At 62.8% G+C, this 25,155-nt stretch carries 29 protein-coding genes; 13 read left to right on the plus strand and 16 right to left on the minus strand.

The window, feature by feature from the left end:
• Positions 1 to 257: 257 nt before the first annotated feature.
• The 5 genes from ACGYLC_RS06320 to ACGYLC_RS06340 form a co-directional block, all read right to left on the minus strand.
• The gene (locus ACGYLC_RS06320) at positions 258 to 917 is read right to left on the minus strand and encodes a DUF2971 domain-containing protein (RefSeq protein ID WP_394422206.1); all 660 of its coding nucleotides are present in this window, start codon (positions 915 to 917) and stop codon (positions 258 to 260) included.
• On the minus strand, positions 914 to 2,869 hold the full coding sequence (gene parE / locus ACGYLC_RS06325; protein WP_394422207.1) for a DNA topoisomerase IV subunit B: 1,956 nt from the start codon (positions 2,867 to 2,869) through the stop codon (positions 914 to 916). The genes ACGYLC_RS06320 and parE overlap by 4 nt, the downstream gene beginning before the upstream one ends.
• 96 nt (positions 2,870 to 2,965) lie before the next feature.
• Positions 2,966 to 3,343 carry a type II toxin-antitoxin system death-on-curing family toxin gene (locus ACGYLC_RS06330; protein WP_394422208.1) on the minus strand — a complete coding sequence of 126 codons (378 nt, stop codon included), beginning with the start codon at positions 3,341 to 3,343 and terminating at the stop codon, positions 2,966 to 2,968.
• Positions 3,340 to 3,588 carry a hypothetical protein gene (locus ACGYLC_RS06335; RefSeq protein WP_394422209.1) on the minus strand — a complete coding sequence of 83 codons (249 nt, stop codon included), beginning with the start codon at positions 3,586 to 3,588 and terminating at the stop codon, positions 3,340 to 3,342. The genes ACGYLC_RS06330 and ACGYLC_RS06335 overlap by 4 nt, the downstream gene beginning before the upstream one ends.
• Before the next feature lie 38 nt (positions 3,589 to 3,626).
• Positions 3,627 to 4,523 carry an alpha/beta fold hydrolase gene (locus ACGYLC_RS06340; RefSeq protein ID WP_394422210.1) on the minus strand — a complete coding sequence of 299 codons (897 nt, stop codon included), beginning with the start codon at positions 4,521 to 4,523 and terminating at the stop codon, positions 3,627 to 3,629.
• Positions 4,524 to 4,672: 149 nt separating this feature from the next.
• On the opposite strand from ACGYLC_RS06340, the gene ACGYLC_RS06345 reads away from it, so the two are divergent.
• On the plus strand, positions 4,673 to 6,028 hold the full coding sequence (locus ACGYLC_RS06345) for an MATE family efflux transporter (protein ID WP_394422211.1): 1,356 nt from the start codon (positions 4,673 to 4,675) through the stop codon (positions 6,026 to 6,028).
• Between the two features lie 3 nt (positions 6,029 to 6,031).
• On the opposite strand, the gene ACGYLC_RS06350 is transcribed toward ACGYLC_RS06345, so the two are convergent.
• Together ACGYLC_RS06350 and ACGYLC_RS06355 are read right to left on the minus strand one after the other, a co-directional pair.
• Positions 6,032 to 6,433 (minus strand): hypothetical protein, encoded by a 402-nt coding sequence (locus ACGYLC_RS06350; RefSeq protein ID WP_394422212.1) that lies wholly within the window; start codon positions 6,431 to 6,433, stop codon positions 6,032 to 6,034.
• Positions 6,434 to 6,444: 11 nt separating this feature from the next.
• Entirely contained in the window at positions 6,445 to 7,647 is a 1,203-nt protein-coding gene (locus ACGYLC_RS06355) for a pyridoxal phosphate-dependent aminotransferase (RefSeq protein WP_394422213.1), read from the minus strand.
• An 85-nt stretch (positions 7,648 to 7,732) separates the two neighbouring features.
• Between ACGYLC_RS06355 and ACGYLC_RS06360 the strand changes: the two genes are divergently transcribed.
• The 3 genes from ACGYLC_RS06360 (at position 7,733) to ACGYLC_RS06370 (ending at position 8,978) form a co-directional block, all read left to right on the plus strand.
• Complete coding sequence (locus tag ACGYLC_RS06360; RefSeq protein ID WP_394400172.1) at positions 7,733 to 8,134, plus strand: multiprotein-bridging factor 1 family protein; 402 nt, start codon at positions 7,733 to 7,735, stop codon at positions 8,132 to 8,134.
• Complete coding sequence (locus tag ACGYLC_RS06365; RefSeq protein WP_322328133.1) at positions 8,127 to 8,393, plus strand: succinate dehydrogenase assembly factor 2; 267 nt, start codon at positions 8,127 to 8,129, stop codon at positions 8,391 to 8,393. The genes ACGYLC_RS06360 and ACGYLC_RS06365 overlap by 8 nt, the downstream gene beginning before the upstream one ends.
• 84 nt (positions 8,394 to 8,477) lie before the next feature.
• Positions 8,478 to 8,978 (plus strand): MarR family winged helix-turn-helix transcriptional regulator, encoded by a 501-nt coding sequence (locus ACGYLC_RS06370; protein WP_067262129.1) that lies wholly within the window; start codon positions 8,478 to 8,480, stop codon positions 8,976 to 8,978.
• On the opposite strand, the gene ACGYLC_RS06375 is transcribed toward ACGYLC_RS06370, so the two are convergent.
• The gene (locus ACGYLC_RS06375) at positions 8,972 to 9,715 is read right to left on the minus strand and encodes a DUF1194 domain-containing protein (RefSeq protein WP_394422214.1); all 744 of its coding nucleotides are present in this window, start codon (positions 9,713 to 9,715) and stop codon (positions 8,972 to 8,974) included. The two genes, ACGYLC_RS06370 and ACGYLC_RS06375, sit on opposite strands and share 7 nt — an antisense overlap.
• A gap of 105 nt (positions 9,716 to 9,820) precedes the next feature.
• Complete coding sequence (locus ACGYLC_RS06380; protein WP_067262125.1) at positions 9,821 to 10,255, minus strand: VOC family protein; 435 nt, start codon at positions 10,253 to 10,255, stop codon at positions 9,821 to 9,823.
• Positions 10,256 to 10,489: 234 nt separating this feature from the next.
• Here ACGYLC_RS06380 and ACGYLC_RS06385 point away from each other — a divergent pair, with 234 nt between their 5' ends.
• From ACGYLC_RS06385 to ACGYLC_RS06400, 4 genes are all read left to right on the plus strand, one after another.
• Positions 10,490 to 11,323 (plus strand): thymidylate synthase, encoded by an 834-nt coding sequence (locus ACGYLC_RS06385; protein ID WP_394422215.1) that lies wholly within the window; start codon positions 10,490 to 10,492, stop codon positions 11,321 to 11,323.
• Positions 11,323 to 11,802: a dihydrofolate reductase gene (locus ACGYLC_RS06390; RefSeq protein WP_394422216.1), complete on the plus strand. Its 480-nt coding sequence runs from the start codon at positions 11,323 to 11,325 to the stop codon at positions 11,800 to 11,802. The genes ACGYLC_RS06385 and ACGYLC_RS06390 overlap by 1 nt, the downstream gene beginning before the upstream one ends.
• 43 nt (positions 11,803 to 11,845) lie before the next feature.
• Positions 11,846 to 13,045, plus strand: a complete 1,200-nt coding sequence (locus tag ACGYLC_RS06395; RefSeq protein WP_394422217.1) for a cytochrome P450 — start codon at positions 11,846 to 11,848, stop codon at positions 13,043 to 13,045.
• Between the two features lie 67 nt (positions 13,046 to 13,112).
• Positions 13,113 to 13,403 carry a hypothetical protein gene (locus tag ACGYLC_RS06400; protein WP_394400164.1) on the plus strand — a complete coding sequence of 97 codons (291 nt, stop codon included), beginning with the start codon at positions 13,113 to 13,115 and terminating at the stop codon, positions 13,401 to 13,403.
• Positions 13,404 to 13,457: 54 nt separating this feature from the next.
• Here the strand turns inward: ACGYLC_RS06400 and ACGYLC_RS06405 are convergent, their stop codons facing one another.
• Complete coding sequence (locus tag ACGYLC_RS06405) at positions 13,458 to 13,664, minus strand: cold-shock protein (RefSeq protein ID WP_394400162.1); 207 nt, start codon at positions 13,662 to 13,664, stop codon at positions 13,458 to 13,460.
• Between the two features lie 168 nt (positions 13,665 to 13,832).
• On the opposite strand from ACGYLC_RS06405, the gene ACGYLC_RS06410 reads away from it, so the two are divergent.
• A complete protein-coding gene (locus tag ACGYLC_RS06410) occupies positions 13,833 to 14,153 on the plus strand; it encodes an ArsC/Spx/MgsR family protein (protein WP_394422218.1) in 321 nt (106 codons plus the stop codon).
• On the opposite strand, the gene ACGYLC_RS06415 is transcribed toward ACGYLC_RS06410, so the two are convergent.
• The 5 genes from ACGYLC_RS06415 to thrS form a co-directional block, all read right to left on the minus strand.
• Positions 14,150 to 14,683, minus strand: coding sequence for a DoxX family protein (locus ACGYLC_RS06415; protein WP_394422219.1), 534 nt, complete (start codon positions 14,681 to 14,683; stop codon positions 14,150 to 14,152). The genes ACGYLC_RS06410 and ACGYLC_RS06415 overlap by 4 nt on opposite strands.
• The gene (locus ACGYLC_RS06420) at positions 14,680 to 15,438 is read right to left on the minus strand and encodes a putative DNA-binding domain-containing protein (RefSeq protein WP_394422220.1); all 759 of its coding nucleotides are present in this window, start codon (positions 15,436 to 15,438) and stop codon (positions 14,680 to 14,682) included. The genes ACGYLC_RS06415 and ACGYLC_RS06420 overlap by 4 nt, the downstream gene beginning before the upstream one ends.
• Positions 15,435 to 16,280, minus strand: coding sequence for a DUF692 domain-containing protein (locus ACGYLC_RS06425; RefSeq protein ID WP_394422221.1), 846 nt, complete (start codon positions 16,278 to 16,280; stop codon positions 15,435 to 15,437). Before ACGYLC_RS06425 ends, ACGYLC_RS06420 begins: the two co-directional genes overlap by 4 nt.
• A 59-nt stretch (positions 16,281 to 16,339) precedes the next feature.
• Positions 16,340 to 16,642, minus strand: coding sequence for a DUF2282 domain-containing protein (locus tag ACGYLC_RS06430; RefSeq protein ID WP_067260973.1), 303 nt, complete (start codon positions 16,640 to 16,642; stop codon positions 16,340 to 16,342).
• Positions 16,643 to 16,865: 223 nt separating this feature from the next.
• Positions 16,866 to 18,812 carry a threonine--tRNA ligase gene (thrS, locus tag ACGYLC_RS06435; RefSeq protein ID WP_394422222.1) on the minus strand — a complete coding sequence of 649 codons (1,947 nt, stop codon included), beginning with the start codon at positions 18,810 to 18,812 and terminating at the stop codon, positions 16,866 to 16,868.
• A gap of 174 nt (positions 18,813 to 18,986) precedes the next feature.
• On the opposite strand from thrS, the gene ACGYLC_RS06440 reads away from it, so the two are divergent.
• The 3 genes from ACGYLC_RS06440 to ACGYLC_RS06450 all read left to right on the plus strand — a co-directional run bounded on the left by ACGYLC_RS06440 (position 18,987) and on the right by ACGYLC_RS06450 (position 21,951).
• Complete coding sequence (locus ACGYLC_RS06440; protein WP_394422223.1) at positions 18,987 to 20,273, plus strand: MFS transporter; 1,287 nt, start codon at positions 18,987 to 18,989, stop codon at positions 20,271 to 20,273.
• 51 nt (positions 20,274 to 20,324) lie between these two features.
• Positions 20,325 to 21,077 carry an alpha/beta fold hydrolase gene (locus ACGYLC_RS06445; RefSeq protein ID WP_394422224.1) on the plus strand — a complete coding sequence of 251 codons (753 nt, stop codon included), beginning with the start codon at positions 20,325 to 20,327 and terminating at the stop codon, positions 21,075 to 21,077.
• A 163-nt stretch (positions 21,078 to 21,240) separates the two neighbouring features.
• Complete coding sequence (locus ACGYLC_RS06450; protein ID WP_271687880.1) at positions 21,241 to 21,951, plus strand: alpha/beta fold hydrolase; 711 nt, start codon at positions 21,241 to 21,243, stop codon at positions 21,949 to 21,951.
• Between the two features lie 10 nt (positions 21,952 to 21,961).
• Here ACGYLC_RS06450 and phaZ read toward each other — a convergent pair whose 3' ends face one another.
• A complete protein-coding gene (gene phaZ, locus ACGYLC_RS06455) occupies positions 21,962 to 23,293 on the minus strand; it encodes a polyhydroxyalkanoate depolymerase (RefSeq protein ID WP_394422225.1) in 1,332 nt (443 codons plus the stop codon).
• 50 nt (positions 23,294 to 23,343) lie between these two features.
• Between phaZ and ACGYLC_RS06460 the strand changes: the two genes are divergently transcribed.
• A complete protein-coding gene (locus ACGYLC_RS06460; protein ID WP_394422226.1) occupies positions 23,344 to 25,149 on the plus strand; it encodes a PHA/PHB synthase family protein in 1,806 nt (601 codons plus the stop codon).
• The last annotated feature ends 6 nt before the right edge of the window (positions 25,150 to 25,155 follow it).

The raw sequence follows: 25,155 nt of genomic DNA on the forward strand, positions 1-25,155 counted from the left end.
AAGTTTGGAAGCCGCTTGCGCATCGGCAGGGCCGCGCCCGACCTCGGGCCGGAGGGCTTCTTGGAAAAGGTCCAGTGGACCTTTTCAGCCCGGAGGGCGGCGCAAGCCGCGGGGTGCACGCATGTGCGCCCTCCCCGTGGGGGAGGGTGAAGACCGTCTCGCAAACTCTCCGGGGGAGAGTTTGAGGTCTGAACGGGCGGAGCCCCGGACAGGCGTGGCCCGGGCGGGGTCCCGGGCGGAGCGTTACACAATTCTTGCTATCTTTGAAGGCGAGGGTTTCGTTGTTTCACAACTTTGTAATTTTTGAACGCAAGCCTAGAGGTAACGACCTTTACATTGGCGCATTCAGATTGTTCTCTTACCACTGCAGACGTGAGGGATGATCGCGGCCCAAGAATGACTTCACGCAGAACTAAATTTCTTCCAAACTGCATAAAGTAGAGGTTCGTCTTTGGGCAGACTTCATCCGCTTTGACAAATGCTCTTACTTCGTTTTCATATTCCCAATGTTTGTACTTATGGACGAGCGCCGATTGGATCAGTTTAGAGTGTTTCGCCGCTGGTAGTTCCGAAAGATTGGGTATGGTCGGACGATGCTTGGTATAAGTGATTGCTAATAGCAAATCTGTCGGAACATCAAACCCCAACGCCATACCTTTGTGACTGTCAGCATAATGGCTCCATAAAACAGGATTGCTCCATGTTTTAGAAAAACAAAGGAGACCACTGTTCTGAAAGGTCAGCTTCCGTACCCTATCCCATAGGTGGCGCGATTGGACTGTCGAGAAGGAAAATCCATTGAACTCATAAGGGTCATTCAGATCGTCTAAAGTGGAAATTTTCAGGCGCCCTTTCGCCAAGTTACTTAGGCCAAATTCTTCGTTACAGAATTTATAGACTCGAACAACTTCCCTCAAACATCCAACTCCTCCACAAACTGCGCATTCTGCTGAATATAGGCAAACCGCATCTCCGGCTTCTTCCCCATCAGCCGCTCGACCAGATCCCCGGTCTCGCCCGGCACGTCCTCGTCCACTGTCACGCGGATCAGCTTGCGGGTCTCGGGGTCCATCGTGGTCTCCTTGAGGTCCTTCGCGTCCATCTCGCCCAGACCCTTGAAGCGGCTCACGTCGATCTTGCCTTTGCCGCCCAAGCCCTTCTCCAGCCACAAGTTCTTCTCCGCCTCATCAAGGCAATAGACCCGCTTGGCGCCTTGGGTGAGGCGGAACAGCGGCGGGCAGGCGAGGTACAGATGGCCTGCGTCGATCAGCGGGCGCATCTGGGTGAAGAAGAAGGTCATCAGGAGCGAGGCGATATGCGCCCCGTCGACGTCGGCGTCGGTCATGATGATGATCTTGTCGTAACGCAGATCGTCGAGGTTGAACTTCGTGCCCATGCCGACGCCGAGCGCCTCGCAGAGGTCGTTGATCTCGGCATTGGTCGACAGTTTGCTCGAGGCGGCGCCCAGCACGTTGAGGATCTTGCCCTTAAGTGGCAGCAGCGCCTGTTTCTCGCGGTTGCGCGCGCCCTTGCCGGAGCCGCCAGCGCTGTCGCCCTCGACGATGAAAAGCTCGGTGCCCTCGCGAGATTTGCTCGTGCAGTCGGTCAGCTTGCCGGGAAGGCGCAGTTTCTTGGTGGCGGATTTGCGGGCGGTTTCCTTCTCCTGCTTGCGGCGCATCCGCTCCTCGGCGCGCAGGACCAAAAAGTCGAGGATCGCGCCCGCGGATTTCGTATCCGCCGCCAGCCAGTTGTCGAAATGGTCGCGCACCGCGTTTTCGACCAGACGCTGCGCCTCGGTGGTGGCGAGACGGTCCTTGGTCTGGCCGACGAACTCCGGCTCGCGGATGAAGCAGGACACCAGCGCACAACCCCCGGTGATCAGGTCGTCGCGGGTGATGTCCTTGGCCTTGCGGTTGTTCGCAAGCTCGCCGTAGGCGCGGATGCCCTTGAGGATCGCGGCCCAGAAGCCGCTTTCATGGGTGCCACCCTCGGGCGTGGGGACGGTGTTACAGTAGGACTGGATGAACCCGTCGCGCGCGGGCGTCCAGTTGATCGCCCATTCCACCTTGCCCGGCACGCCGAAGCGCTCCTGAAAGTCGACCGTCCCGGCAAAGGGGTTCTCGGCATAGGTGGTGGCCTTGCCCAGCGTCTCGCGCAGGTAGTCAGCGAGGCCACCGGGGAAGTGGAAGGTCGCCTCCATCGGGGTGTCGCCGTCCTCGATCTCGGACTTCCAGCGGATTTCCACGCCGGAAAAGAGATAGGCCTTGGAGCGCACCATCTTGAGCAGACGCGCGGGCTTAAAGCGATGCGCGCCAAAGATTTGTTCGTCGGCGTGGAAAGTGACGGTGGTGCCGCGCCGGTTGGGCGCCGCGCCGATCTTCTCCACCGGGCCTTGCGGGATGCCGCGCGAGAACCGCTGCTCGAAAAGCTCGCGGTTGCGCGCGACCTGCACCACCATGGAATCCGACAGCGCGTTCACGACCGAGGCGCCGACGCCGTGCAGGCCGCCCGAGGTCTGATAGGCCTTGCCCGAGAACTTACCCCCCGCGTGCAGCGTGCAGAGGATCACCTCCAGCGCGGATTTGTCCGGGAACTTCGGGTGCGGGTCGATCGGGATGCCGCGGCCATTGTCGCGGATGGTGACCGAGTAATCGGCGTTCAACTCCACCTCGATCCGGTTGGCATGGCCCGCGACCGCCTCGTCCATCGAGTTGTCGAGCACCTCGGCCACCATATGGTGCAGCGCGCGCTCATCGGTGCCGCCGATATACATGCCGGGGCGCTTGCGGACGGGCTCCAGCCCCTCCAGCACTTCGATGGAGGAGGCATCGTATTCGGTGGGTTCCTGGCCGGAAAGAAGGTCGGTCATGCGGGCCTGCTCTTTGTTTGTGGGTGGGGGCCATTTTGACAGCCCCGCGCGCCGGGGGCAATCGCGGGTTTGCCTTGGGCTGCGGTTTTGCCCCGGTCAGCCAGCTTTGGCGCGCAGCCAAGCGGCGAGGGTCTCTTCGTCGATGCGGCCTTGGGCCACCTCGCGGATCAGATCGCCAGCCTCGATGGTTTCGTGGGCAAGTTGCACCCCATTGAGATCAAGGCAGATATCGAGAACGAGATGCGCGGTTCGCTTGTTGGCGTCGTTGAAGACATGCCCAGTGGCAACTGCCACGCAATAGGCCGCGGCAAGGTCGAAAACATCTTCGATCATGCCGTAGACCAGCCGGTTATCGACCCGCGCCAATGCCCCTTCTAGCGATTTGTCCAAGGCCATGCCGGCCAACTCGCCTGGGTTTAGTGCGGAATCGTGAATCCTGACGACGAGGTCAGGTGAAAGCAGCACATAGGTCATTTATCTTTGAGGTAGTCCAGAACGGGCTGATTGATGTGCTTCCTGCGGGCAATGCTCTCCATCACCTCACCCAACGTGGCCACGCGCGGCTCTTCTTGCAATGTCGCCTCGGCGGGTACGAAATAGCCCACGCAGCGCGAGTTCTTCATCACCGCCACGGGCTTGCCGCCCGAGCGTTCCAACACCTTATGCGGCTCGCGCATTTCGGTCATGGTGGCGATGTGGTTGGTATGAATGCGGGTCATAGTGCGGCTCCTGAATGCATATACGAATATACATTATTTCACCCATTTTGCAAGCGCCGCTGCCCACACCAGTCGAGCACCGCCGCCGCGACCTCCGATGGCTTTTGATGGTGCAGCCAATGATCCGCCCCTTCGATCTCGACCCGCGTGAGGTTTGGTGCGAAGGTTTCCAACCCGGCGGTGGCTTCGGGCAGAAGGGCGGTGTCCTGCGTTCCCCAAATCAACAAATGTGGGCAGGAGACGCGCAAACGGTCGACCGGGAACTCTGGCAGGTCGCGCAGGGGCTTGTCCGGCGCGGCGACTTGCAGGGGGGAGGCGCGATACCAGTTGATCATCGCTCTGAGCCGCCCCGGCCGCCCCCATTCCGCGCGGTAGTCTTCAAGCCGCGCGGGCGTCAGCCAGCTTAGGTCCATATTCGCGGAAAAGAGGTCGAGCAGGCCCGCGAAATCGTCCCGCGCCAGCTGCACCGCGCTGCCTTCGGCGCGCAGGGCATTGATATACTGCGAAGCGCGCGACTGCGCGCCGCCTGCGGCCATGGCGCGCTGAAACGGCACGGGATGCACGCCGTTGAGCACGATCAGCCGGGCCACCAGCTCAGGCCGGAACATCGCCAAAGCGTAACCCACGGAGGCGCCCCAGTCATGCGCCAAGAGGGTCACCCGCCTGTCGCCGATCAGGGCGGCCATATCGGCCATGAGATGCGCCATGGCATAGGGTTCGATCCCCTCAGGCGCGCTGCTTTGGCCATAGCCGCGTTGGTCGGGGGCGATGCAATGGAAGTCTTGGCACAGCAGCGGCGCCAGATCACGCCAAGCGCCGCCATATTCGGGAAAGCCGTGAAGCATCAACAACGGCGGCAGGCTTTCATCGCCCCAGTGGCGAATGAAAATCTCCTGACCGTTCAATCGGCGGGTTTCGGTCCGTGTCGGTTCCATCGCGAGCCCTCCTGTCATCAGCTTTGCCGTTAAGGGCCGGGGGCGCAAGGATTTCATGGCAAAACAGTGGCATCGACACCGCGCAAACCCATGGCAGAGCGTAAAAACCGCACTTCCCCTTTGCAGCGGCCCGGCGTAAGGCTCGTGTCATGACCAAGACAATGACCAACCGCAATCACGTCCGGGCGATCCTGACACTTGGCCTGCCGCTGATCGGCGGGCATCTGGCACAGATGGCGATCGGGGTGACCGACACCGTGATGCTCGGCTGGTATTCGGTCGAGGCGCTGGCGGCGGTGGTCTTGGGCAGCACCTATTTCTTCGTGCTCTTCATCTTTGGCTCGGGTTTTGCCATGGCGGTGATGCCCTTGGTGGCCGCCTATGACGCCGAAGATGACGAGATCGGCCTGCGCCGCGCCACGCGCATGGGGCTGTGGCTCTCGGTAGGGTTCGCCATGATCGCGCTGCCCGCGATGATCTGGTCGCCCGCGGTGCTCGACCTTTTGGGGCAGGGGCCGAACCTTGCCGACCGGGCGGGCGATTACCTCAAGGTGGCGGGCTGGGGCATTCTGCCCGCGCTTTTGGTGATGGTGCTGAAATCCTACCTTGCGGCTTTGGAGCGCACGCAGGTGGTGCTGTGGATCACCCTGCTGGCCGCCGGGGTCAATGCGCTGGCGAATTACGCGCTGATCTTCGGCAACTGGGGCGCGCCGGAGCTTGGCGTGATGGGCGCGGCGGTCGCCTCGGTCACGACGCAATGCGTCTCGTTGATCGGGGTGGTGATCAATGTGCTGATCGCCCTGCCGCAGCACAGCCTGTTCCTGCGGCTCTGGCGGGTGGACGGGCAGATGTTGTTGCGGGTGTTCACGCTGGGGCTGCCGATCGGCTTGACCACGCTGAGCGAAGTCGGCCTTTTCGCCGCCTCCTCGCTGATGATGGGCTGGCTGGGGACGATCCCGCTGGCGGCGCATGGCATCGCCATTCAACTCGCCTCGCTGACCTTCATGGTGCATCTGGGGCTGAGCAATGTCGCCACGATCCGCGCGGGCAATGCCTATGGCCGCCGCGACGTGCCGCATATGAAGCGCGGCGCGGTGATCGTGACCGTGCTGTCGCTGGTCTTTGCGCTGCTCACCATGGTCGGCTTTGTCGGCTGGCCCGAGCCGCTGATCTCGGTCTTCATGCAAGAGGATGAGCCGGCGCGGGCCGAAATCCTTGCCATTGGCACCGGCCTTCTGGTGATGGCGGCCCTGTTCCAACTGGTGGATGGGGCGCAGGTGGTGGCTCTTGGGCTGTTGCGCGGGGTGCAGGATACCAAAGTGCCGATGGTCATGGCCGCGGTCAGCTATTGGATCGTCGGCATGCCCTGTTCCTACCTGCTGGGCTTTGTGCTGGGCTTAGGGGCCATGGGCATCTGGGCAGGGCTGGTGGCGGGGCTGGCGGTGGCCGGGCTGCTGCTGAATGCGCGTTTCTGGGGCGTGATCGTCAAGCGGTTGGCATTTTAGGCCTCAGCCCCGGTCCATCCGATCCGCCTTTTTGCGCACCAGCGTGCTGCGCAGGTCGTGCATGGCGAGCAGCAACTCATCCGTCACCGCCTCAAGCTCGGCATCTGTGGCGCGGGACTGCGCCCATTGGGTAGTGAGGTTCAGATGTTCCACCGCGCGGCGGATGTCGTCGATCTCGCGCGCCGCAAGGGTTTCGCGGCGGGCCTTGGTCCAGCGGGCAATCTCGGTCTGATCGGCTTCGGTCAGACGGTGCTGCCCATGGGGCTTCACCTCTCCGTTGCGGATGTTGACCACGGCGATCTGCTCCATCTCGATCCGGCGCTGGCGGTTCGCGGCATCCAGCCGAAACACCGCCGCGCCATTCTCGCGGATCCTGAAGTAATAGTCGGGAAGTTCGCCCGCCATGGTGTTGTCCCTTACGTCAGCCCGGCGCAGAAGCTCTGGATGCGGCTGCACGCCTCTTTCAGCGCCTCATCCGAGGTAGCGTAGCTGACCCGGAAATTCGGCGAAAGCCCGAAGGCCGCGCCAAAGACGACCGCAACGCCGGTCTCCTCAAGCAAAGCGGTGGCGAAAGCCTCGTCATCCGTGATCTTGGTGCCCGCCGCCGAAGTCTTGCCGATCAGCCCGGCGATGGAGGGGTAGACGTAAAACGCCCCCTCAGGCGTGGGGCAGGTGATGCCCTCAATGGCCGAGAGCATCTCGACCACCAGATTGCGGCGGCGCACGAAGGTCTGGTTGTTTTCGGCGATGTAATCCTGCGTGCCGTTCAGCGCCTCGACGGCGGCCCATTGGCTGACCGAGCAGGGATTCGAGGTGCTTTGCGACTGGATCTTGCGCATCGCACCGATCAGCTTTTCCGGCCCCGCGGCATAGCCGATGCGCCAGCCGGTCATGGCATAGGCTTTCGACACGCCGTTGACCGTCAGCGTGCGGTCGTAGAGCGCGGGTTCCACCTCTGCCGGCGTGCAGAACTCGAACCCGTCGTAGGCGAGATGCTCATACATGTCGTCGGTCATCACCCAGACATGCGGATGGCGCATCAGCACGTCAGTCAGCGCCTTCAGCTCGTCGCGGCTGTAGCCCGCCCCGGTGGGGTTCGAGGGGGAGTTGAAGATGAACCATTTGGTTTTCGGCGTGATCGCCTCTTCCAGCGCCTCGGGGGTGAGCTTGAAGTCGTTCTCCAGCGTCGCGGGGGCAATGACCGGCGTGCCGCCCGCCAAGAGCACCATGTCGGGGTAGCTGACCCAATAGGGCGCGGGGATCACGACCTCTTCTCCGGGGTTCATCGTGGCCATCAGCGCGTTGTAGAGGATCTGCTTGCCCCCCGTGCCGACACTGACCTGCGTGGGTGTGTAATCCAGCCCGTTGTCGCGTTTGAACTTGGCGCAGATCGCCTGTTTCAACTCGGGGATGCCATCGACGGGGGTGTATTTCGTCTTGCCCGCGTTGATCGCGGCCACGGCGGCGTCCTTGATGTTCTGCGGCGTGTCGAAATCCGGCTCGCCCGCGCCAAGCGCGATGATGTCGCGCCCCGCGGCCTTGAGTTCTGCCGCTTTGGTGGTGACGGCGATGGTGGGCGACGGTTTGACCCGATCAAGGGTCGCGGACAGCAGTTCCATTTCAGCCTCGGGTTGCTTATGAATATCTCCACGTTCATAGGGGGCGTCCCCGCACCCGGCAAGGGTGTCTGGCAGGAGAGGAAGCATGACCGACGAGATTGACTGGTACGGCCCCGAGGCCGCCACCTTTGGCGACCGGGTCGCGGCGGCCCGCGAACAGACCGGCATGACACAGGCGATGCTGGCCAAACGGCTGGGCGTGCGCCTCGCCACCCTGCGCGGCTGGGAAAACGACCTGTCCGAGCCGCGCGCCAACCGGCTGTCGATGCTGGCGGGGCTGCTCAATGTCTCGATGATGTGGCTGATCACGGGCGAGGGGGAGGGGGTCGACGCCCCCGAAGCGGGAGAGACCGCGCGCCGTGTCGACCTCGAAGAGGTGCTGGCCGATATGCGCGCCCTGCGCAGCGACCTGCTGAAAAAGGCCGAAACTGTCGGCAAATTGGAAAAGCGCATTCGGCGCCTCATGACGGAGCCCGCAGATGGCTGAAGCCCCCGAACACCGGATCAAACGCCTGCAAATGCGCTCGATGCGCCGGGGCATCAAGGAGATGGACCTGATCCTTTCGGCCTATGCCGAGGCGCGGTTGCCCCAGATGGATGACGCGGGCCTCACGCTTTACGACCAGATGCTCAACGAGAATGACCACGACCTCTATCTTTGGGTCAGCGGACAGGCCGAGGCACCTGCCGAATACGCGGCTCTGATCGCGGATATTCGCGGGCAATTGGCCGAAGCGCGGGGCTAATTCAGAAAATCCAAAGGGGTTTAACGAATTATTCTGATTTTTTAGCGAGTTTCCGGTTCAAACAGAGTGAACCGGAGATTTCGCATGAGCATTCAAGACCCCGCCACGCAGCCGATGGCCATAAAGGGTTTCATGGCAGGCTATCTTGAGTCCCTGTCTTTGGTCGAGCGTTTGCACCGCTTGCTGCTGGACGTGATCAAGGACGAATTCGAACGTGTCGGCGTGTTGGAAATCAACGCCGTGCAGGCGCTGCTTTTGTTCAACATCGGCGATAATGAGGTCACCGCGGGGGAGCTTAAAAGCCGCGGCTACTATCAGGGCAGCAACGTCAGCTACAACCTCAAGAAGCTGGTCGAAATGGGCTATATGCACCATCAGCGCTGCGAGATCGACCGCCGTTCCGTGCGTGTGCGGCTGACCGAAAAGGGGCGCTATATCCGCGATGTCGTCGCCGATCTTTTCTCGCGTCATGCCGATGGAATGGAGAGCAAGGGCGTCTTGGGTGACGCAGGGATCGAGGATATCACCCGCTCGCTCAAACGAATGGAACGCTATTGGACGGATCAGATCCGCTATATCTACTGATCGCGGGCAGGGGGGAGCTGGGCATAGGCCCGCCCGTCCAATTCGCGCAGGAGTTTTCGCGTCATGGCGCGGGCGTAGTCGTCGAACCCCTCTGCGATCTCGACGAATGCTTCGGGGCCGAGGATGACCTCGGCCCGGTAGTATGACGCCAGCGCGCCGAGCTCGGTCTGCGTATTGTCGCCAAGGCCCGCGTCTTTCGCGCCGATCACCAAGCCGTTGACGGTCAGCCCCTGCGGCCCTTGGGGCGGGTTCTGCAGACTGTCGCCTATATCCCGGGGCCGCGGCCCGAAGTTTGAGATACCATCGCCGGAGATATCCAGCGTGTGTTTCCGGCAATCGAGGCGCGCCGCCACCTGCCGCGCGCCGAATTGCATCGCATCGCCCAAGGCGGTGCCGGGAGAGGCCGCGCGCCGCTCGGTGCTGCGCAGAAGGGTTATGGCATCGTCAAGCGCGGCGGCATCGTGCAATGGAGTCCAAGGCAGGATCACCCGCTGATCGCTGGACCCGCTCCACTCATAGACCATCAGATCGACGTGATGCCCGGGCCGCGCCAGAAGGGCATCCCGCAGGCGCGGATCGTCCAGCGCCTCGGCCACACCGCCCAACTGCAACCGATACTCCCGCGCATCGACAGAACCGGAAACGTCCAGCCCCAAGGCCAGTGCCTGCCGGCAGGCGGCCTCGGCCCATTGCGGGCCGAATTGGGTGAGAAACAGGGCAAGGGCGGCGCGGATCATCTCTTTGCCTTCGTCAGGGCGTCGGAAAAGCGCGGATAACGCGCGGGAGGCGGAAAAGCCCCCCCGCAGCGGTCATCTGCGCCGGGGCGGCGCGGAGGCTCCCCCTTACCAATGGCCGGTGTTTTCCATGCTGGCCCATGGCTCCTGCGCGGGCAGGGCGTCCCCCTCTTGCAGCAATTCGACGGAAATATTGTCGGGCGAGCGGACAAAGGCCATGCGCCCGTCGCGCGGCGGGCGGTTGATGGTCACGCCGTTGTCTTGCAAGTGCTGGCAGGTCTCATAAATATTCTCGACCGTATAGGCGAGGTGGCCGAAGTGGCGGCTGTCGCTGGGCAGCGCATCGTCGCCATCCCAATTGTAGGTCAGTTCGACATCGGCGTGACCGTCGTCCATGCCCGGCGGGCAGAGGAAAACCAGCGTGAAACGGCCCCCTTCGTTGTCGATCCGGCGCCGCTCGACCAGCCCCAGAAGCTTGTAAAATGCGATGGAGGCGTCGAGATCTTTCACGCGCACCATGGTGTGCAGGTATTTGATGGGCATCGGTTTTCCTTTGGTTGGCCGGCTTGAACGGGGGCGCCGCCCCTTCCAAGCTGGAATGTCGTTCAAAGCGGGCGGAGCAAATCAACCCTTCGCGCTTCGCGGTGGAGTTTAGGGGCGAAACTGCCGGTGTCAAAGTGGGCGGGCAATGTCTGTTGATTGCGCAATGATTGGCTGTAGGCTAAAGGCCCGGAAGGCAACGCAAAGGCAAATGCCAAGATTGACGAGGGTCGCCGCATGAAACAGTACCATGATGCGCTGCGCGAAGTGCTGGAGCAGGGGGTGACCTCGACCGACCGCACGGGAACGGGAACGATCTCTCATTTCGGAATGCAGCAGCGTTACCGAATGGCCGAGGGCTTCCCGTTGGTCACCACGAAAAAACTGCATCTAAAATCCATCGTGCATGAGCTTTTGTGGTTCCTCGCCGGGGATACGAATATCGCCTATCTCAAGGAAAACGGTGTTCGCATCTGGGATGAATGGGCCGATGAAAACGGCGATCTCGGCCCGGTTTACGGCCACCAGTGGCGGCGGTTTCCAATGGTGGGCGAACCGATGCCCCAGCCCGATGGCACAGTGCTGCATCAGGCCGGGCAGGTCGATCAGATCGCCAAACTGGTCGAGGCGATCCGCAAGACCCCCGACAGCCGCCGCCTGATCGTTTCGGCGTGGAATCCGGGCGAAGTGGACCAGATGGCGCTGCCGCCCTGCCATACGCTCTGGCAGGTACGCATCGCGGGCGGCAAGCTGCATCTGCAGCTTTACCAACGCTCGGCGGATATGTTCCTTGGCGTGCCCTTCAACATCGCCTCCTACGCGCTGCTTTTGGAAATGCTTGCCCATGTGACCGGCTACACTCCCGGCGATTTCATCCATTCCATGGGCGACGCGCATATCTATTCCAACCATCTGGAGCAGGTGAAAACCCAGCTTGCGCGCACGCCCAAGCCGCTGCCCAAGCTGCGGATCAACCGCAAGGTCAGTTCGATCTTTGATTTCCGCTATGAGGATTTCACCTTCGAGGGCTATGATCCCGACCCCGCGATCAAAGCGCCGGTGGCGGTCTGATGCTGAGCCTGATCGTCGCCCGCGCCCGCAACGGTGCCATTGGCAAAGACGGGGATATCCCTTGGTCCCTGCCCGAAGACCTGAAATTTTTTCAGCGTGAAACCACCGGCGGGGCCATCATCATGGGGCGCCGCACCTGGGAGAGTTTGCCGTTTAAGCCACTGAAAAACCGGCTGAATTGCGTCGTTAGCAGTGGCGAAGTCGAGGGTGTCCATGTGGCGCGCGACCCGCAAGCCGCCTTGGGCTATTGCGCAGCAGAGGGCTATCGCCGGGTCTACGGCATCGGCGGCGAAGGCATCTACCGCGCGCTTTTGCCCCTCGCAGATCGGCTTTTGGTGACCGAAGTGGATGTGGAGATCGAGGGCGCCGATGCGTTCTTTCCCGCATTCGACCCGGACGAGTGGATCGAGTTGGGCAACCTCTGCCTGCGCACAACCGGCCCGCGCGCCATCGCGCGGGAGTGGCTGCGCCGCTGCTGACGGGCCATTGACATAGGCCGCGCGGCGGGCATCACTGCGGGCCATGTTTGATCTGTCCGCACCGCCCGAAGGGTTTGTCGAAAACCCGTTCCCCCATTACGACCGCCTGCTGCGCGAGGCCCCGGTGCTGCGCCAGCCTGACGGCTCGGTCCTGATCTGCCGCCATGCGGATTTGAACGCGATCTACCGCGACACCACGCTTTATATCTCGGACAAGAAACTGGCCTTTGCGCCGAAATTCGGCCCCGGCAGCCCCTTGTTCGAACATCACACCACCAGCCTCGTTTTCAATGACCCGCCCTTGCATACCCGCGTGCGGCGGATCATGACCTCGGCCCTCACGCCCAAGGCGCTGGCGCGGATGGAGCCGGGGTTGATCGACACGGTCGACCGGCTGCTTGAGGGGCTTGGCCCCACGCCGGACCTGATCGAGGACTATGCCAGTTGCATCCCGGTGCAGATCATCGGCAACCTGCTGGACGTGCCAATGGAAGAGCGCGGCCCGCTTCGCGATTGGTCGCTGGCGATCCTCGGCGCGCTGGAGCCGACCTTGAGCGAGGCGGAGCTTGAGGCGGGCCATACCGCGGTGCGCGAGTTCAAAGCCTATCTGCAAGACCTCATCGCGCGGCGCCGGGCCGCGCCGGGGGATCCCGAAACCGATGTGCTGACCCGGCTGATCGCCGGGGATGACGGTGGCCAGTTGACTGAGATTGAGTTGATCCAGAACTGTATCTTCATCCTGAACGCAGGTCATGAGACGACGACCAATCTGATCGGCAGCGCCCTTGCGCTGCTGCATGACCATCCCGACCAGAAGGCGCGGCTGCTGGCCGATCCCGCCCTGATCGGGCCTTGCATCGAAGAGGTGTTGCGATTCCGCTCGCCCAATCAATTCGGCAACCGGGAGACCACGGCCCCGGTCACCATCGGCGGGGTCGAGATCGCGGCGGGCAGCAACCTGCACCTTTGTATCGGCGCGGCGAACCGCGACCCGGACGTCTTTGAGGAACCGACAAAATTCGATATCGGGCGCAAGCCCAATCGGCATCTGGCCTTTGCCGGTGGCCCGCATGTCTGCGTGGGGCTGACCTTGGCGCGGATGGAGGGGAAGATCGCGCTTCAACGCTTTCTGAACCGCTACCCGGATTATGAAATCAGCACGACCCGCCAAGGCGGCGGGCGCATCCGCTTTCACGGCTATGCGACGATTCCGGCGCGGCTGACTAAAACGGGCTTAACATAAAAGGCTGGACTAAAGGAAGGTGTCCCGGCATTCTTCGTATATATTATATATGATTACGAGGGTTATCATGCGTCTCACAGCTATTGCGGCGGCGGTCGGGCTGCTTTCGGCCGGGCTGGCCGGTCAGGTCTCGGCAGAGCCCAAGGTCTACGCCTATCCCAGTTCCGCAAATTATTGCCCGGCGGGGCTGCAGCCGGTGACCCTTGGCGGGGCGATCTGCTGCGGCACGCCGAACCAGAGCATGACCTATGCTGAGGTCAAAGCGCACCCCGTACAGCGCCGTCACCGCGTGGTCACACCGCGCCGATCAGCCCGCGTGCCTTGCCCGGTTGGGGCCAAGGGCTGTTCGTATAACTGATCTGTCAAGCAACCCCCGGCGCGGGACGCCGGGTGTTTTCTTGCAATATGGCGGTCAGACCAGCGCGAGGTCGGTGGCCATCTGCCGACCGTCGCGGCCTTCGGTCAATTCATAGCTGACCTTTTGATCGTCCGCCAAGCCGGTCAGGCCCGACCGTTCGACCGCCGAAATATGAACAAATACATCGTTACCGCCGCTTTCGGGGGCGATGAACCCGTAGCCTTTGGTGGTGTTAAACCATTTCACGGTGCCAGTTGGCATAATCTCCGCGCCTCCTTTGTCTTTGCGTCTCTGCATCCCGCAGAATGGCGAAAGCGATTGAATTGCGACCCGCCATAATAGAAAGATCGCGCGGACTGGAAAAAAATCAAGCGATCAGCGGCGAGATCCGTAAATCGCGGCGGGATCGCAGGGCCGAGGGAGACGGATGTGCTAATTTATGGGCTGAAAAATTGTGACAGCTGTCGCAAGGCGAAAAAGGCGCTGCCAGAGGCGCAATTGGTCGATGTGCGGGAGGAGGGCGTCCCCACAGCGGTCTTGGAAAAGGCCCACGCGCAGTTTGGTGCGGCCTTGCTCAACACCCGCTCAACCACCTGGCGCGGGCTGGATGACGCGGCCCGGAAGGAGGAGCCGCTGGCCCTGATCCAAGCCCATCCGGCCCTGATGAAGCGGCCCCTGATCGCGGTGGGTGATCGGCTATTCCTCGGGTGGAACAAAGAGATAGAGGCTGACGTTCAAGCGATGCTTTAACTGCGGCCTGCAATCAGGCGGTCCAATGACAGGGGGCCGGCCCCTTTGATGACCAGCACCAAAAGCAAGAAGATCCAGAGCGCCCGCTGGTCAAGGATATGGGCGTCGGGAAAACGGTCGAACCATGCGCCGAGGGCGCTGCCGTGGCCGTAAAGATCGGTCAGCGATTGCACCGCGACAAAGCCCACCATCGCCAGCGCGGCCAATCGGGTCAACAGGCCGATGGTGATGAGCAGGGGCAGGATGAACTCCGCCACTGTTCCGGCGACGACGACGAGCCAATGAAACAGGCCAAGCGCGTCGCTGTCATAGCCGACCGCCTCGAAAACGCGGGGGAAGATCTGGGCGTAGGCGCCGGTGGAGGGGGTAAAAAGGCCCAAGGGGCCGGGGCCGAGTTTGGTTAGACCCGCGTTCAGAAAGTAGACCAGCAGCACCGCAGCAAAGAGGAAGCGGGCAAGGGGTGGAAGCAGCCAGTCGGCCCCCTCCAGTCGGTCGGCGGCGGTGCGGTAAAGGCGCAGAACTCGGGTCATTGGCTTTCCTCCACAGAGATCGCGCTGAAGACGCCGTGGCTCAGGGCAAAGCTCAGGGCGGCGGCGAGGTCGAATTCAGGTGCGCCCTCGACCGTCGCGTCATGGGCCGCCCCGAAGCTCTGCCCCTCGGCGAGGTGACCGAGCCATTGCGCCGCGCCGGGTGGTGCCAGATGCGGGGCGGGGTCATAGGCGGGGCGGGTGATTACCACGTCCTGCGCTGCATTGCGCGGTTTGGGCGCATCATCGGTAAAATTATAGCGCCAGATGTCGAAAAGCGGCCAATCTGACCGCAAAACGCGGGTCGCGGGGGCGAGGGTGAGCGTGGCTCCCATCAGCGCATCGGGGGAGAGCGCCTCAAGGGTCTGCGGATCCAGCGGTGCCGCGTCGGCGGCGTGGTAGGAGGACCGCAGCGCGAGGTCGAGCCTTGCGGCATCGGCGAGATAGCCGACTTTCGCCAGCGGCGCGAAACCTGCGATGAAGGCCGGGAAATCCGCGCCATAATGCATCATCATCGGCGATTTCGGCGGGTGCGTCCGGACATAGAGCGGCGCGAGGTCGGCAAAATTGCGGGCGCCGATCAGCCTGCGCACCAGCGGAAAGGCCACTTCGAGAGCCGCGATCAGGGAATGGGTAACGTTGTTGCGATAAACACCATAGCGCGCGCCCGCCGGTTGCCCCTTGCCATCGCGCAGCCCCTCGGGGGCGGGGCGCGCGGGGTCAAGCAGCGCCGCGCGAAAACTTTGCTGATCGGTCACGCCAGCACCTCGGCGGCGCGACTGGCCTCGGCCCGCAGTACGGGCCAGTCGGGCACGTCATTGTCCCACTCGACCAATACCGGCTTTGGACCGGTTTGGGCCAGCGTGTAGCTGAGCAAATCCCAAACCGGATCGACGACCGCTTTGCCATGGCTGTCGATCAGCAGCGGCGCGCCGTGATCGTCGGTGTCGTCGTCATGTCCGCCCACATGGATCTCGCCCACATGGTCTGTCGGGAAGGCGTCGATGTAGCCCCGCGGCGATAGCCCGAGGTTGGTCGCGGAAATGAAGACATTGTTGACATCCAGCAAGAGACCACACGAGGTTCGCGCAATGACCTCCGATAAAAAGTCGGTTTCGGACAAGTCGGATTCCGCAAATGCAAGGTAGCTGGAGGGGTTTTCCAGCAGCATTTGCCGCTCCAGGACGTCTTGCACCTGATTGATATGCCCGGCGACGCGGGTCAGCGTTTCCTCGGTATAGGGCAGGGGGAGGAGGTCGTTGAGATACTCCATCCCATGGGTCGACCACGCCAAATGTTCAGAAAAGGATGCGGGCTGGGTTCGGTCACAAAGGGTCTTGAGCCGCGCGAGATGGTCTGTGTCGAGCGGGCCGTCGCCGCCGATCGACAGGCCGACACCATGGACCGACAGGGCGAAACGTTCCTGCAAGGCGCGCAGCTGCGCATGGGGGCGCCCACCGTCGCCCATGTAGTTCTCGGCATGTACCTCGATCCAGCGGACCGGGCCGGGGTCGGCCATCAAGCCATCGAAGTGGCGGGATTTATATCCGACCCCGGGGGCATTGGGCAGCGTGGTGAGAGGGGGGGTATCGTCGCGCATATCGGCCTCCGGCATGGGGCGGGGCAGGGTCCGGGCGGGTGCCGCCCGGACCGCTTTGATCAAGCGGGCAGGTCGCGGTCCAGCGGTTCCAAAGAGCCGGTCCGCTCGGTCCCGTCGGCCATGGCGGGCAGGTCGATCTCGGCGCAGGTGCCCTCGTCGACGAGGGTCCATGCGTTGCCTTGGTAATCGGTCACGGAGGTGCCGGCGCAGGTCGTGCCGGGGCCGGCGGCGCAGTCGTTCTCACCGGCCAGCGACACGCCATAGCATTTCTCTTGCGAGGCGGCGGAGGCGGTGGTGGCATGGCTGCCGAGCGCGGCGGCAACGGCCCCTGCGATGGCGGCGGTCTTGAGTGTGTTGGACATTGTCGTTTCCTTCCTGATGGTGTTGACAGGCTTACTAGAACAGCCCGCTCGCTCACAAGCCAGTCACGAGCGAGTGTGTCACAGTCCCGTCAGAATATACGCGGAAAACCGGCGAAAGTTGTAACGTTCCCGTGCAGGAAGGGAGGGATTGTTACAAAAACGCTCCGGCAGCTAGGGGCATATTGCCCGCAAACCCGCCGGAGCGCATGTTTGTTACACCGCGTTAGCGCAGGTCAGGCGGGGTTGCGTCCTGTGACAATTCGGCGGTGAGTGCGTCGAGCGGCTGTACGGATGTCTGCTTTTGCCCCAGACGCCGCACCGAGACGGTGCGCTCTTCGACCTCGCGCGCGCCCACGGCGAGGATCACCGGCACCTTGCCCAGTGAATGCTCGCGGACCTTGTAGTTGATCTTTTCGTTGCGCATGTCCGCCTCGGCGCGGACGCCAGCGGCCTTCAGGGTCTCCACGACCTCGGCCACATAATCATCCGCCTCGGAGGTGATGGAGGCCACGACCACCTGTCGCGGGGCCAGCCAGAAGGGAAGCTTGCCGGCGTGTTCCTCGATCAGGATGCCGATGAACCGCTCGAAGCTGCCCAGGGTGGCGCGGTGCAGCATCACGGGGCGGTGCTTGTTGCCGTCCTGCCCGATGAAGCTCGCCTCTAGCCGTTCGGGCAAGTTCGCGTCCACTTGCAGGGTGCCGCATTGCCAGTTGCGCCCGATGGCGTCAGTCAGGGTGAACTCGAGCTTCGGCCCGTAGAAGGCGCCTTCGCCCTCGAGCACCTCGAAGTCATAGCCCGCGGCCTTGCAGGCATCGCCAAGCGCCTGTTCCATATGGTCCCATGTCTCGTCCGAGCCGATCCGCTTTTCGGGGCGGGTGGAGAGTTTGATGGTCCAGTTCTCGAACCCAAGGTCGGCATAGACCTTGGACAGGAAGGCAATGAACTTCGCGGTTTCCAAGGTGATTTGATCCTCGGCGCAGAAGATGTGGCCGTCGTCCTGGGTAAAGCCACGCACCCGCATGATGCCGTGAAGCGCGCCCGAAGGCTCGTAGCGCGCGCAGGAGCCGAACTCGGCCATCCGGAGCGGCAGATCGCGGTAGGACTTCAGACCCTGATTGAAGACCTGCACATGGCAGGGGCAGTTCATTGGCTTCAGTGCATTCACCGCCTTCTCGCGGGCGTGCTCCTCGTCCACCTCAACGATGAACATGTTTTCCTGGTACTTGTCCCAGTGGCCGGATTTTTCCCACAGCTTGCGGTCCACGACCTGCGGGGTGTTCACCTCGACATAGCCGTCGCGGTCCTGCATCCGGCGCATGTAGTCCTGCAGGGTGGTGTAGATGCGCCAGCCGGTAGGGTGCCAGAAGACCTGACCGGGCGCCTCTTCCTGCATGTGGAACAGGCCCATTTCCTTGCCGAGCTTGCGGTGGTCGCGCTTGGCGGCCTCCTCCAGCATGTTGAGATGGGCGCGCAGCTTCTCCTTGCCGGTGAAGGCCACGCCGTAGATCCGCTGCAGCATGGCGCGGCTGCTGTCGCCGCGCCAATAGGCGCCGGCGATGGACATCAGCTTGAAGGCATCGCCCGGCACTTGGCCAGTGTGTTGCAGGTGCGGGCCGCGGCAGAGATCCTGCCAGTCGCCGTGCCAATACATCCGCAGAGGCTCATCGCCGGGGATCGCCTCGATCAGTTCGACCTTATAGGGCTCGCCCAAGTCCTCGTAATGCTTGATCGCGCGGGCGCGGTCCCAGACCTCGGTGCGGACGGGATCGCGCTTGTTGATGATCTCTTTCATCTTCTTTTCGATCAGGCCGAGGTCTTCTGGGGTGAAGGGCTCCTTGCGGTCGAAGTCGTAGTACCAGCCGTCTTTGATGACGGGGCCGATGGTGACCTTGGTGTCGGGCCAGATTTCCTGCACGGCGCGGGCCATGATGTGGGCGAGGTCGTGGCGCACCAGCTCGTTGGCCTGTTCTTCGTCGGCCATGGTGTGGATGGCGATGCTGGCGTCGGCTTCGATCGGCCATGCCAGATCGTAATGCGCGCCGTTCACGGTGGCGCTGATGGCCTTTTTGCCGAGCGATTTGGAGATGTCGGCAGCCACTTCACCAGCGGTGATCCCGGCGTCGTACTGCCGGCTGTTGCCATCGGGAAGGGTGAGGGAGATTTGGGCCATCTTGGGCGCTCCTCGTCGGTTTGGCGCCTACGAGACGCCCGGTTGCGGGTTATGTGTTGGGCCTATGTGGCGGGGCGGGGGCGGCTTGTCAATGCAAGCGGGGCGCGGCTTGGGGAAAGTTGCGGCAGAGCGATGGCGCGCTATGTCAGGCGGGCAACAACGAGGATCGGTCAGATGCAAGACGACACGGCGCAGCGCGCTTTCGAGACGATTTCGGGGGCGGACGACCCGGCACCGGGGTTGGACGACAAGGCGCAGCGGGCCGAGGCGCGCAATGGGCTGCGCCATATCGTGTCGCTGTCGATGACCAAAGTGGCCGATGGTCTGATCGACCCGAAACTGGTCTTGGCGTGGCTGTTGAGCGCCCTCGGCGCCCCTGCGGTTTTCGCAGGCGCGCTGGTGCCGATCCGCGAGGCGGGCTCGCTTTTGCCGCAGATCGCGCTGGCAGGCGTGGTGCAGCGCATGGCGCGGCGCAAATGGGCTTGGGTCTGGGGGTCGGTCGGGCAGGGGGTGGCAGCGGCGCTGGTCGCGCTTGCCGCGCTCAGCCTTGAGGGGGCCACGGCGGGCTATGCGGTCTGCGCCGCGCTGGCGCTGCTGGCCGTTTGCCGCGCGGCCTGTTCGGTGTCGTTCAAGGAAATTCTGGGCAAGACCGTGGGCAAGACCCGGCGCGGATCGGTGACCGGCTTGGCGGGGTCGGTCTCCTCCGTCGGGGTGGTGATTTTTGCGGCGCTGCTGATGTCGGGCCTGTTCCAAAGCCGGGGTGTCGTCGTGGCGGCAATCGCGCTGGCGGCGGCCCTGTGGATCGGCGCGGCGCTGTTGTTCTCGACGATCATGGAAACGCCGAGCAAGACCGAAAAGACCGATGGCGTGGATTTCAAACTGCTGCGCGGCAACCGCGATCTGTGGCTTTTCATTCTGGTGCGCGGGCTCTTGGTATCTACCGCGCTGGCGCCGCCCTATCTGGTGGTGCTCGCGGGCGCATCAGAGAGCGGGCAGTTGGGCCAATTGGGAGCCTTGGTGCTGGCCTCGGCGCTGGCGTCCTTGGTCAGCTCCTACGTCTGGGGGCGGCTGTCGGATATGTCGAGCCGCCGGGTGCTGATGCTGACCGGTGTCGTCGGCGCAGTGGCGATGGCGCTGGCGGTGGGGCTGTGGTTCCTTGGCTTTGCGCAGGCGGTCTGGGCGATGCCTGCGGTGCTCTTCATCCTGATGATCGCCTATCACGGCGTGCGGCAGGGGCGGTCGACCTATCTGGTCGACATGGCCCCGAAGGACCAGCGCGCCGCCTATGCTGCCGTCAGCAATACGGTGATCGGGCTGCTCTTGCTGCTGGCGGGCGTGCTGGGCGGCGGGGCGGCGCTGATTGGGGCGCAGGCGACGCTGATGCTCTTTACCGTCATGGCGCTGGCCGCCGCCCTGTTGGCCCATCGGTTGCCGGAGGTTGAGCATCTGGCCGGGGACTGACTTGCCCTCATCCGCGCCGATGCCCATGATTGGACCAAAGACGGAGGCAGCATGGCTGACAGCAAATTCATCGACGCGCCGCAGGGGCGGCGTATCGCCTATCACAAGACCGAAGGGGCGGGGCCCTGCGTGGTGTTTCTGGGCGGGCTGAAGTCCGACATGATGGGGACCAAGGCGGTCTATCTAGAAAACTGGGCGCGGGCCGAGGGGCGGGCCTTTTTGCGCTTCGACTATTCTGGCCATGGGGAATCGTCGGGCCTATTCACCGACGGGTGCATTGGCGATTGGAACGAAGACACGCTGGCCGCGGTCACGGCGCTGACCGAGGGGCCACTGATCGTCGTCGGCTCCTCCATGGGCGGCTGGCAAGCGCTGCTCTTGGCGCGGCATCTGCCCGAGCGGGTCGCCGGGCTGGTCGGCATCGCCGCGGCCCCCGATTTCACCGAAGATGGCTATTGGGCGCAGTTCACCGAAGCACAGAAACAAACCTTGGAAGAGGTCGGGCAGGTTGAATTGCCCTCAGACTATATGGAGCCCTACATCATCACCCGCCGGATGATCGTGGACGGGCGCAACCGGTTGGTGCTGCGCGATCCGCTGAACCTGCCGTTCCCGGTGCGTCTGTTGCAGGGCACGGCGGACACCGCCGTCAGCACGGCCACGGCGGTGCGGTTGTTGGAGCACGCGCAAAGCCCTGACATGCAACTGACGCTGGTCAAGGATGCCGATCACCGTTTCTCGGACGCGGGCTGTCTGGCGATGATCGTGGAGGCGATCAAGGCGGTCTCCGGCGACGCGGGTTAAACAAGGGGTGACCGAGGGCTGACCAAGGGCGCGGGCATGGAACCGCCGATAGGGCCGCGCCCCGCTGTCCCCCGAAACCACCCATGCTAAGAGACCGCCAAACCCAAGGGGGACGGCATGAAACCACGTCATTTCAACCGCATACCACACCGGAGCCTGCACAATGGCTGAGCCGATCGTTCTGCTGCCCGGCATGATGTGCGACGCGCGTGTCTTCACGCCGCAGATCCAAGCGCTTTCCCCGCGCGGGACCGTGGTGCTGGCCCCGATCACCCAAGGCGAACGGATCGAAGAGATCGCCTCGGGCCTGTTGGATCAACTGCCGCCGCGTTTCGCGCTGGTGGGGCAGGGCATGGGCGGTGTGGTGGCGCTGGAACTGCTGCGCCGCGCGCCCGACCGGATCAGCCGCATTGCCCTCTTGGCGACCCAAGTGCTGGCCGAATTGCCCGCCATTGCCGCGGACCGTGAGCCGCAGATCATCATGGCGCAATCGGGCAAGCTGGGGGAGGCGATGCAGGCGCGGATGGCCAATGGTTTCCTTGCCCCCGGCAAGGGCCGGGGCGAGGTGCTGACCCGCGCGATGGAGATGGCCGAGACGCTGGGCGGCGATGTCTTCGTCCGCCAATCCCGCGCCCTACAACGGCGGCGCGATCAACAGGCGGTGCTGCGCAAATGTAAGGTGCCCGCGCTGGTTCTATGCGGGGAGCATGACGCGCTGTGCCCGGTCAAACGCCATGCCTTCATGGCCGAGATGATCCCCTATGCCAAGCTGACGGTGCTCGAAGACGCGGGCCATCTGCCCAGCCTTGAGCAACCAGAGGCGACCACCGCCGCGCTGCGCGACTGGCTGCATCAACCTCTGGTGCTGCAATAGGGGCAGCGGGTCAGGCCGCTGCGGGTTTATCGCTCTTCTTGGCCTCGGGTTTCTGAGACGCGGGCTTTTGCGGCCCGGGCGTTTGGGGCGCCGGGTTCTGTGGCTCTGGCGTGCCATTATTCGCGTCGATAAAGTCGAGCACCAAGGGCCGGATGTTGTTGCGCCAGCTTTTGCCCGCGAAGATGCCGTAATGGCCCGCGCCCTGCTCAAGATGGCTGGCCTTCTTGGCATCCGGCAGCCCGGTCAGCAGATCAAGCGCCGCGATGCACTGGCCGGGGGCCGAAATGTCGTCCTTGCTGCCCTCGACCGTCTTGACGGCGACGGTGGTGATCTTGCCGATGTCGACCTGACGGCCCGCCACGGTAAAGACATTCCGCGCGATCTCGCGCTCTTTGAAAATCCGCTCGACGGTCGAGAGGTAGAACTCCGCCGGCATGTCCATCACGGCGAGGTATTCGTCGTAGAACTTGTTGTGCTTGTCATGCTCATGCGCCGTCTTTTGCGCCACGCGGGTGATCTGATTGGCAAAGGCATCGCGGTGGGTGTCATTGTTCATCGAGATGAAAGAAGTAAGCTGCAACAGCCCCGGATAGACCTTGCGCCCCACGCCCGCGTATTTGAAGCCGACCTGTTGGATCATCATCTGCTCAAGCTGGCCCATGGTCACGCTATGCCCGAAATCGGTCACATCCGTGGGCGCGGCATCGGGATCGATCGGCCCGCCGATCAGCGTCAGCGTGCGCGGCTGCGCTTCGGGCGCTTCCTCGGCCAGATAGGCGGTGGCGGCCAGCGTCAGCGGTGCAGGCTGGCAGACCGCGATCACATGGGTGTCCGCCCCGAGGTGATGCATGAAATCAACGAGGTAGAGCGTATAATCCTCGATGTCGAACTTGCCCGCGCTAACTGGAATATCACGCGCATTGTGCCAGTCCGTCACATAGACGTCGCAATCAGGCAGCAGGGAGATCACAGTGGAACGGAGCAGCGTGGCGTAATGACCCGACATTGGCGCGACCAAAAGAACCTTGCGGCCCGTCTCTTCGCGGCCTTGGACCGAGAATTTCAACAGATCGCCAAAGGGCCGTTCCATCACCGGCTCGATGCTGACCAGACAGTCCTGCCCCTTGGGGCCGACCACCGGGGGGATGTCCCAATCGGGTTTCACGACCATGCGGGCAAAGGTCCGCTCCGTCACCTCACCCCAAGCGGCGAGCCATTCCATCGCAGGGTTTGGAAACAGAGAGAAAGCCGGGTAGGATGCCATAGCAAGCGCAGACGCGCCGAGCCATTGATTGGTGTTCCGGATGGACTCCATCATGTCGTAGGTGGCCATATAGCGCATGTGGGGGCTCCTTTATGCTGCACCTGCGAAGATAGGAGGTAAGGGTTAAGATGACAACAGAATCCGAAAATCCCGAGATTGCCGAGCCTCAAGCCCTGTCTCGTATGGCGCAAAACTTGAAAAAGGTTGAAGAATTAAGCAAGCGCCTGACCCGTGTGATGGCGCAGCGCGAGGGCCATCAGCCCGCGCTCGATGGTCCGAACCAACAGCTTTTCGCCAAGGCGGCACAGTCTTACTGGGCCGAGGCGATGACCAATCCGGCCCGTTTGATGGAGCATCAGATGGGCTATTGGACCAAATCGGTGGCCCATTTCGTCGAGGCGCAGAAGGCGTTGGCCAAGGGCGGTTTGGCCCCGGTCGAAGAGGACGCCCCGACCGACAAACGTTTCGCCAATCCGCTGTGGCAGACCCACCCCTATTTCAACTTCATCAAACAGCAGTATCTGATCAACGCCGAGGCGCTGCGCCAAGCGGTCGAAGATGCCCAAGACATGGACCCGGCCGAGAAGAAGCGGCTGGTCTATTTCAGCCAGCAGATCATCGCGATGATGTCGCCGACCAACTTCCTCGCCACCAATCCCGACGTGCTGGAACGCGCGGTCGAGACCGAGGGCGAAAGCCTTGTGAAGGGGCTGGAAAACCTGATCGCGGATCTGGAGGCCAATAACGGCGAACTGGTCGTGAAACTGGCGGATGACAGCGCCTTCGAGCTGGGCCGCAACATTGCCACCACGCCGGGCAAGGTGGTGTTTCGCAACCGCATGTTCGAGTTGATCCAATACGCGCCCAGCACCGAAGAGGTGCATAAAACCCCGCTGCTGATCTTCCCGCCGTGGATTAACAAGTTCTACATTCTTGACCTCAAGGCGCAGAACAGCCTCGTCAAATGGCTGGTGGATCAGGGGCATACGCTGTTCATCGTGTCATGGGTGAACCCCGATGCCAGCTATGCCCAGATCGGCATGGAGGATTACGTCGAAGAGGGCTACCTCGCCGCGATTGAAGAGGTGAAGGCGATCACTCACGAAAAGCGTCTCAACGTGGTGGGCTATTGCATTGCGGGCACCACGCTGGCGCTGACCCTGTCGCTGCTGAAAAAGCGTGGCGATAGCTCGATCAAATCCGCCACCTTCTTCACCGCGCTCACCGATTTCTCGGATCAGGGGGAGTTTCAGCCCTTCCTCACCAATGATTTCATCGACGGGATCGAGGCCGAGACGGCGGATAAGGGCATTCTGCCCTCGGTCGTCATGGCGCGCACCTTTTCATTCCTGCGCTCCAACGATCTGGTCTATGGCCCCGCCGTGCGCAGCTACATGATGGGCGAGACGCCCCCGGCCTTTGACTTGCTCTATTGGAACGGCGACGGGGCCAATCTGCCGGGGCAGATGGCAATGCAATACCTGCGCGGTTTGTGCCAGCGCAACGAATTGGCCGAAGGCGGTTTCAAACTGCTCGGAGAGCGGCTGACGCTGGATGATATCGAGGTGCCGCTCTGTGCCGTGGCCTGCGAGACGGATCACATCGCGCCATGGAAAGACTGCTACCGCGGGGTGCAGCAGATGGGATCGAAGGACAAGACCTTCATCATGGCGCAATCGGGCCATATCGCGGGCATCGTCAATCCGCCCAATCGAAAGAAATACGGCCACTATGTGAACGGCGATCTCACGCAGGATTACACAGCATGGCGCGAGGCTGCGGCTTTTCACGAAGGGTCATGGTGGCCGCGGTGGGGCAAGTGGCTGGCCAAACGCGCAGGGGCGATGATTCCCGCACGGTTTCCGGGCGACGATGGGCGGGAAATTCTTGCCGATGCCCCGGGGAGCTATGTGACCCGCAAGGCAAATGACTGATTACCT

The organism is Sulfitobacter sp. 1A12157, from assembly GCF_043557345.1.
Lineage (GTDB): Bacteria > Pseudomonadota > Alphaproteobacteria > Rhodobacterales > Rhodobacteraceae > Sulfitobacter.

Coding starts and splice junctions, on each gene's coding strand:
- parE (WP_394422207.1), bottom strand. CDS start 2,869: ATGACCGACCTTCTTTCCGGCCAGGAACCCACCGAATACGATGCCTCC.
- ACGYLC_RS06330 (WP_394422208.1), bottom strand. CDS start 3,343: ATGACCTATGTGCTGCTTTCACCTGACCTCGTCGTCAGGATTCACGAT.
- ACGYLC_RS06335 (WP_394422209.1), bottom strand. CDS start 3,588: ATGACCCGCATTCATACCAACCACATCGCCACCATGACCGAAATGCGC.
- ACGYLC_RS06340 (WP_394422210.1), bottom strand. CDS start 4,523: ATGGAACCGACACGGACCGAAACCCGCCGATTGAACGGTCAGGAGATT.
- ACGYLC_RS06345 (WP_394422211.1), top strand. CDS start 4,673: ATGACCAAGACAATGACCAACCGCAATCACGTCCGGGCGATCCTGACA.
- ACGYLC_RS06350 (WP_394422212.1), bottom strand. CDS start 6,433: ATGGCGGGCGAACTTCCCGACTATTACTTCAGGATCCGCGAGAATGGC.
- ACGYLC_RS06355 (WP_394422213.1), bottom strand. CDS start 7,647: ATGGAACTGCTGTCCGCGACCCTTGATCGGGTCAAACCGTCGCCCACC.
- ACGYLC_RS06360 (WP_394400172.1), top strand. CDS start 7,733: ATGACCGACGAGATTGACTGGTACGGCCCCGAGGCCGCCACCTTTGGC.
- ACGYLC_RS06365 (WP_322328133.1), top strand. CDS start 8,127: ATGGCTGAAGCCCCCGAACACCGGATCAAACGCCTGCAAATGCGCTCG.
- ACGYLC_RS06370 (WP_067262129.1), top strand. CDS start 8,478: ATGAGCATTCAAGACCCCGCCACGCAGCCGATGGCCATAAAGGGTTTC.
- ACGYLC_RS06375 (WP_394422214.1), bottom strand. CDS start 9,715: ATGATCCGCGCCGCCCTTGCCCTGTTTCTCACCCAATTCGGCCCGCAA.
- ACGYLC_RS06380 (WP_067262125.1), bottom strand. CDS start 10,255: ATGCCCATCAAATACCTGCACACCATGGTGCGCGTGAAAGATCTCGAC.
- ACGYLC_RS06385 (WP_394422215.1), top strand. CDS start 10,490: ATGAAACAGTACCATGATGCGCTGCGCGAAGTGCTGGAGCAGGGGGTG.
- ACGYLC_RS06390 (WP_394422216.1), top strand. CDS start 11,323: ATGCTGAGCCTGATCGTCGCCCGCGCCCGCAACGGTGCCATTGGCAAA.
- ACGYLC_RS06395 (WP_394422217.1), top strand. CDS start 11,846: ATGTTTGATCTGTCCGCACCGCCCGAAGGGTTTGTCGAAAACCCGTTC.
- ACGYLC_RS06400 (WP_394400164.1), top strand. CDS start 13,113: ATGCGTCTCACAGCTATTGCGGCGGCGGTCGGGCTGCTTTCGGCCGGG.
- ACGYLC_RS06405 (WP_394400162.1), bottom strand. CDS start 13,664: ATGCCAACTGGCACCGTGAAATGGTTTAACACCACCAAAGGCTACGGG.
- ACGYLC_RS06415 (WP_394422219.1), bottom strand. CDS start 14,683: ATGACCCGAGTTCTGCGCCTTTACCGCACCGCCGCCGACCGACTGGAG.
- ACGYLC_RS06425 (WP_394422221.1), bottom strand. CDS start 16,280: ATGCGCGACGATACCCCCCCTCTCACCACGCTGCCCAATGCCCCCGGG.
- ACGYLC_RS06430 (WP_067260973.1), bottom strand. CDS start 16,642: ATGTCCAACACACTCAAGACCGCCGCCATCGCAGGGGCCGTTGCCGCC.
- thrS (WP_394422222.1), bottom strand. CDS start 18,812: ATGGCCCAAATCTCCCTCACCCTTCCCGATGGCAACAGCCGGCAGTAC.
- ACGYLC_RS06440 (WP_394422223.1), top strand. CDS start 18,987: ATGCAAGACGACACGGCGCAGCGCGCTTTCGAGACGATTTCGGGGGCG.
- ACGYLC_RS06445 (WP_394422224.1), top strand. CDS start 20,325: ATGGCTGACAGCAAATTCATCGACGCGCCGCAGGGGCGGCGTATCGCC.
- ACGYLC_RS06450 (WP_271687880.1), top strand. CDS start 21,241: ATGGCTGAGCCGATCGTTCTGCTGCCCGGCATGATGTGCGACGCGCGT.
- phaZ (WP_394422225.1), bottom strand. CDS start 23,293: ATGCGCTATATGGCCACCTACGACATGATGGAGTCCATCCGGAACACC.
- ACGYLC_RS06460 (WP_394422226.1), top strand. CDS start 23,344: ATGACAACAGAATCCGAAAATCCCGAGATTGCCGAGCCTCAAGCCCTG.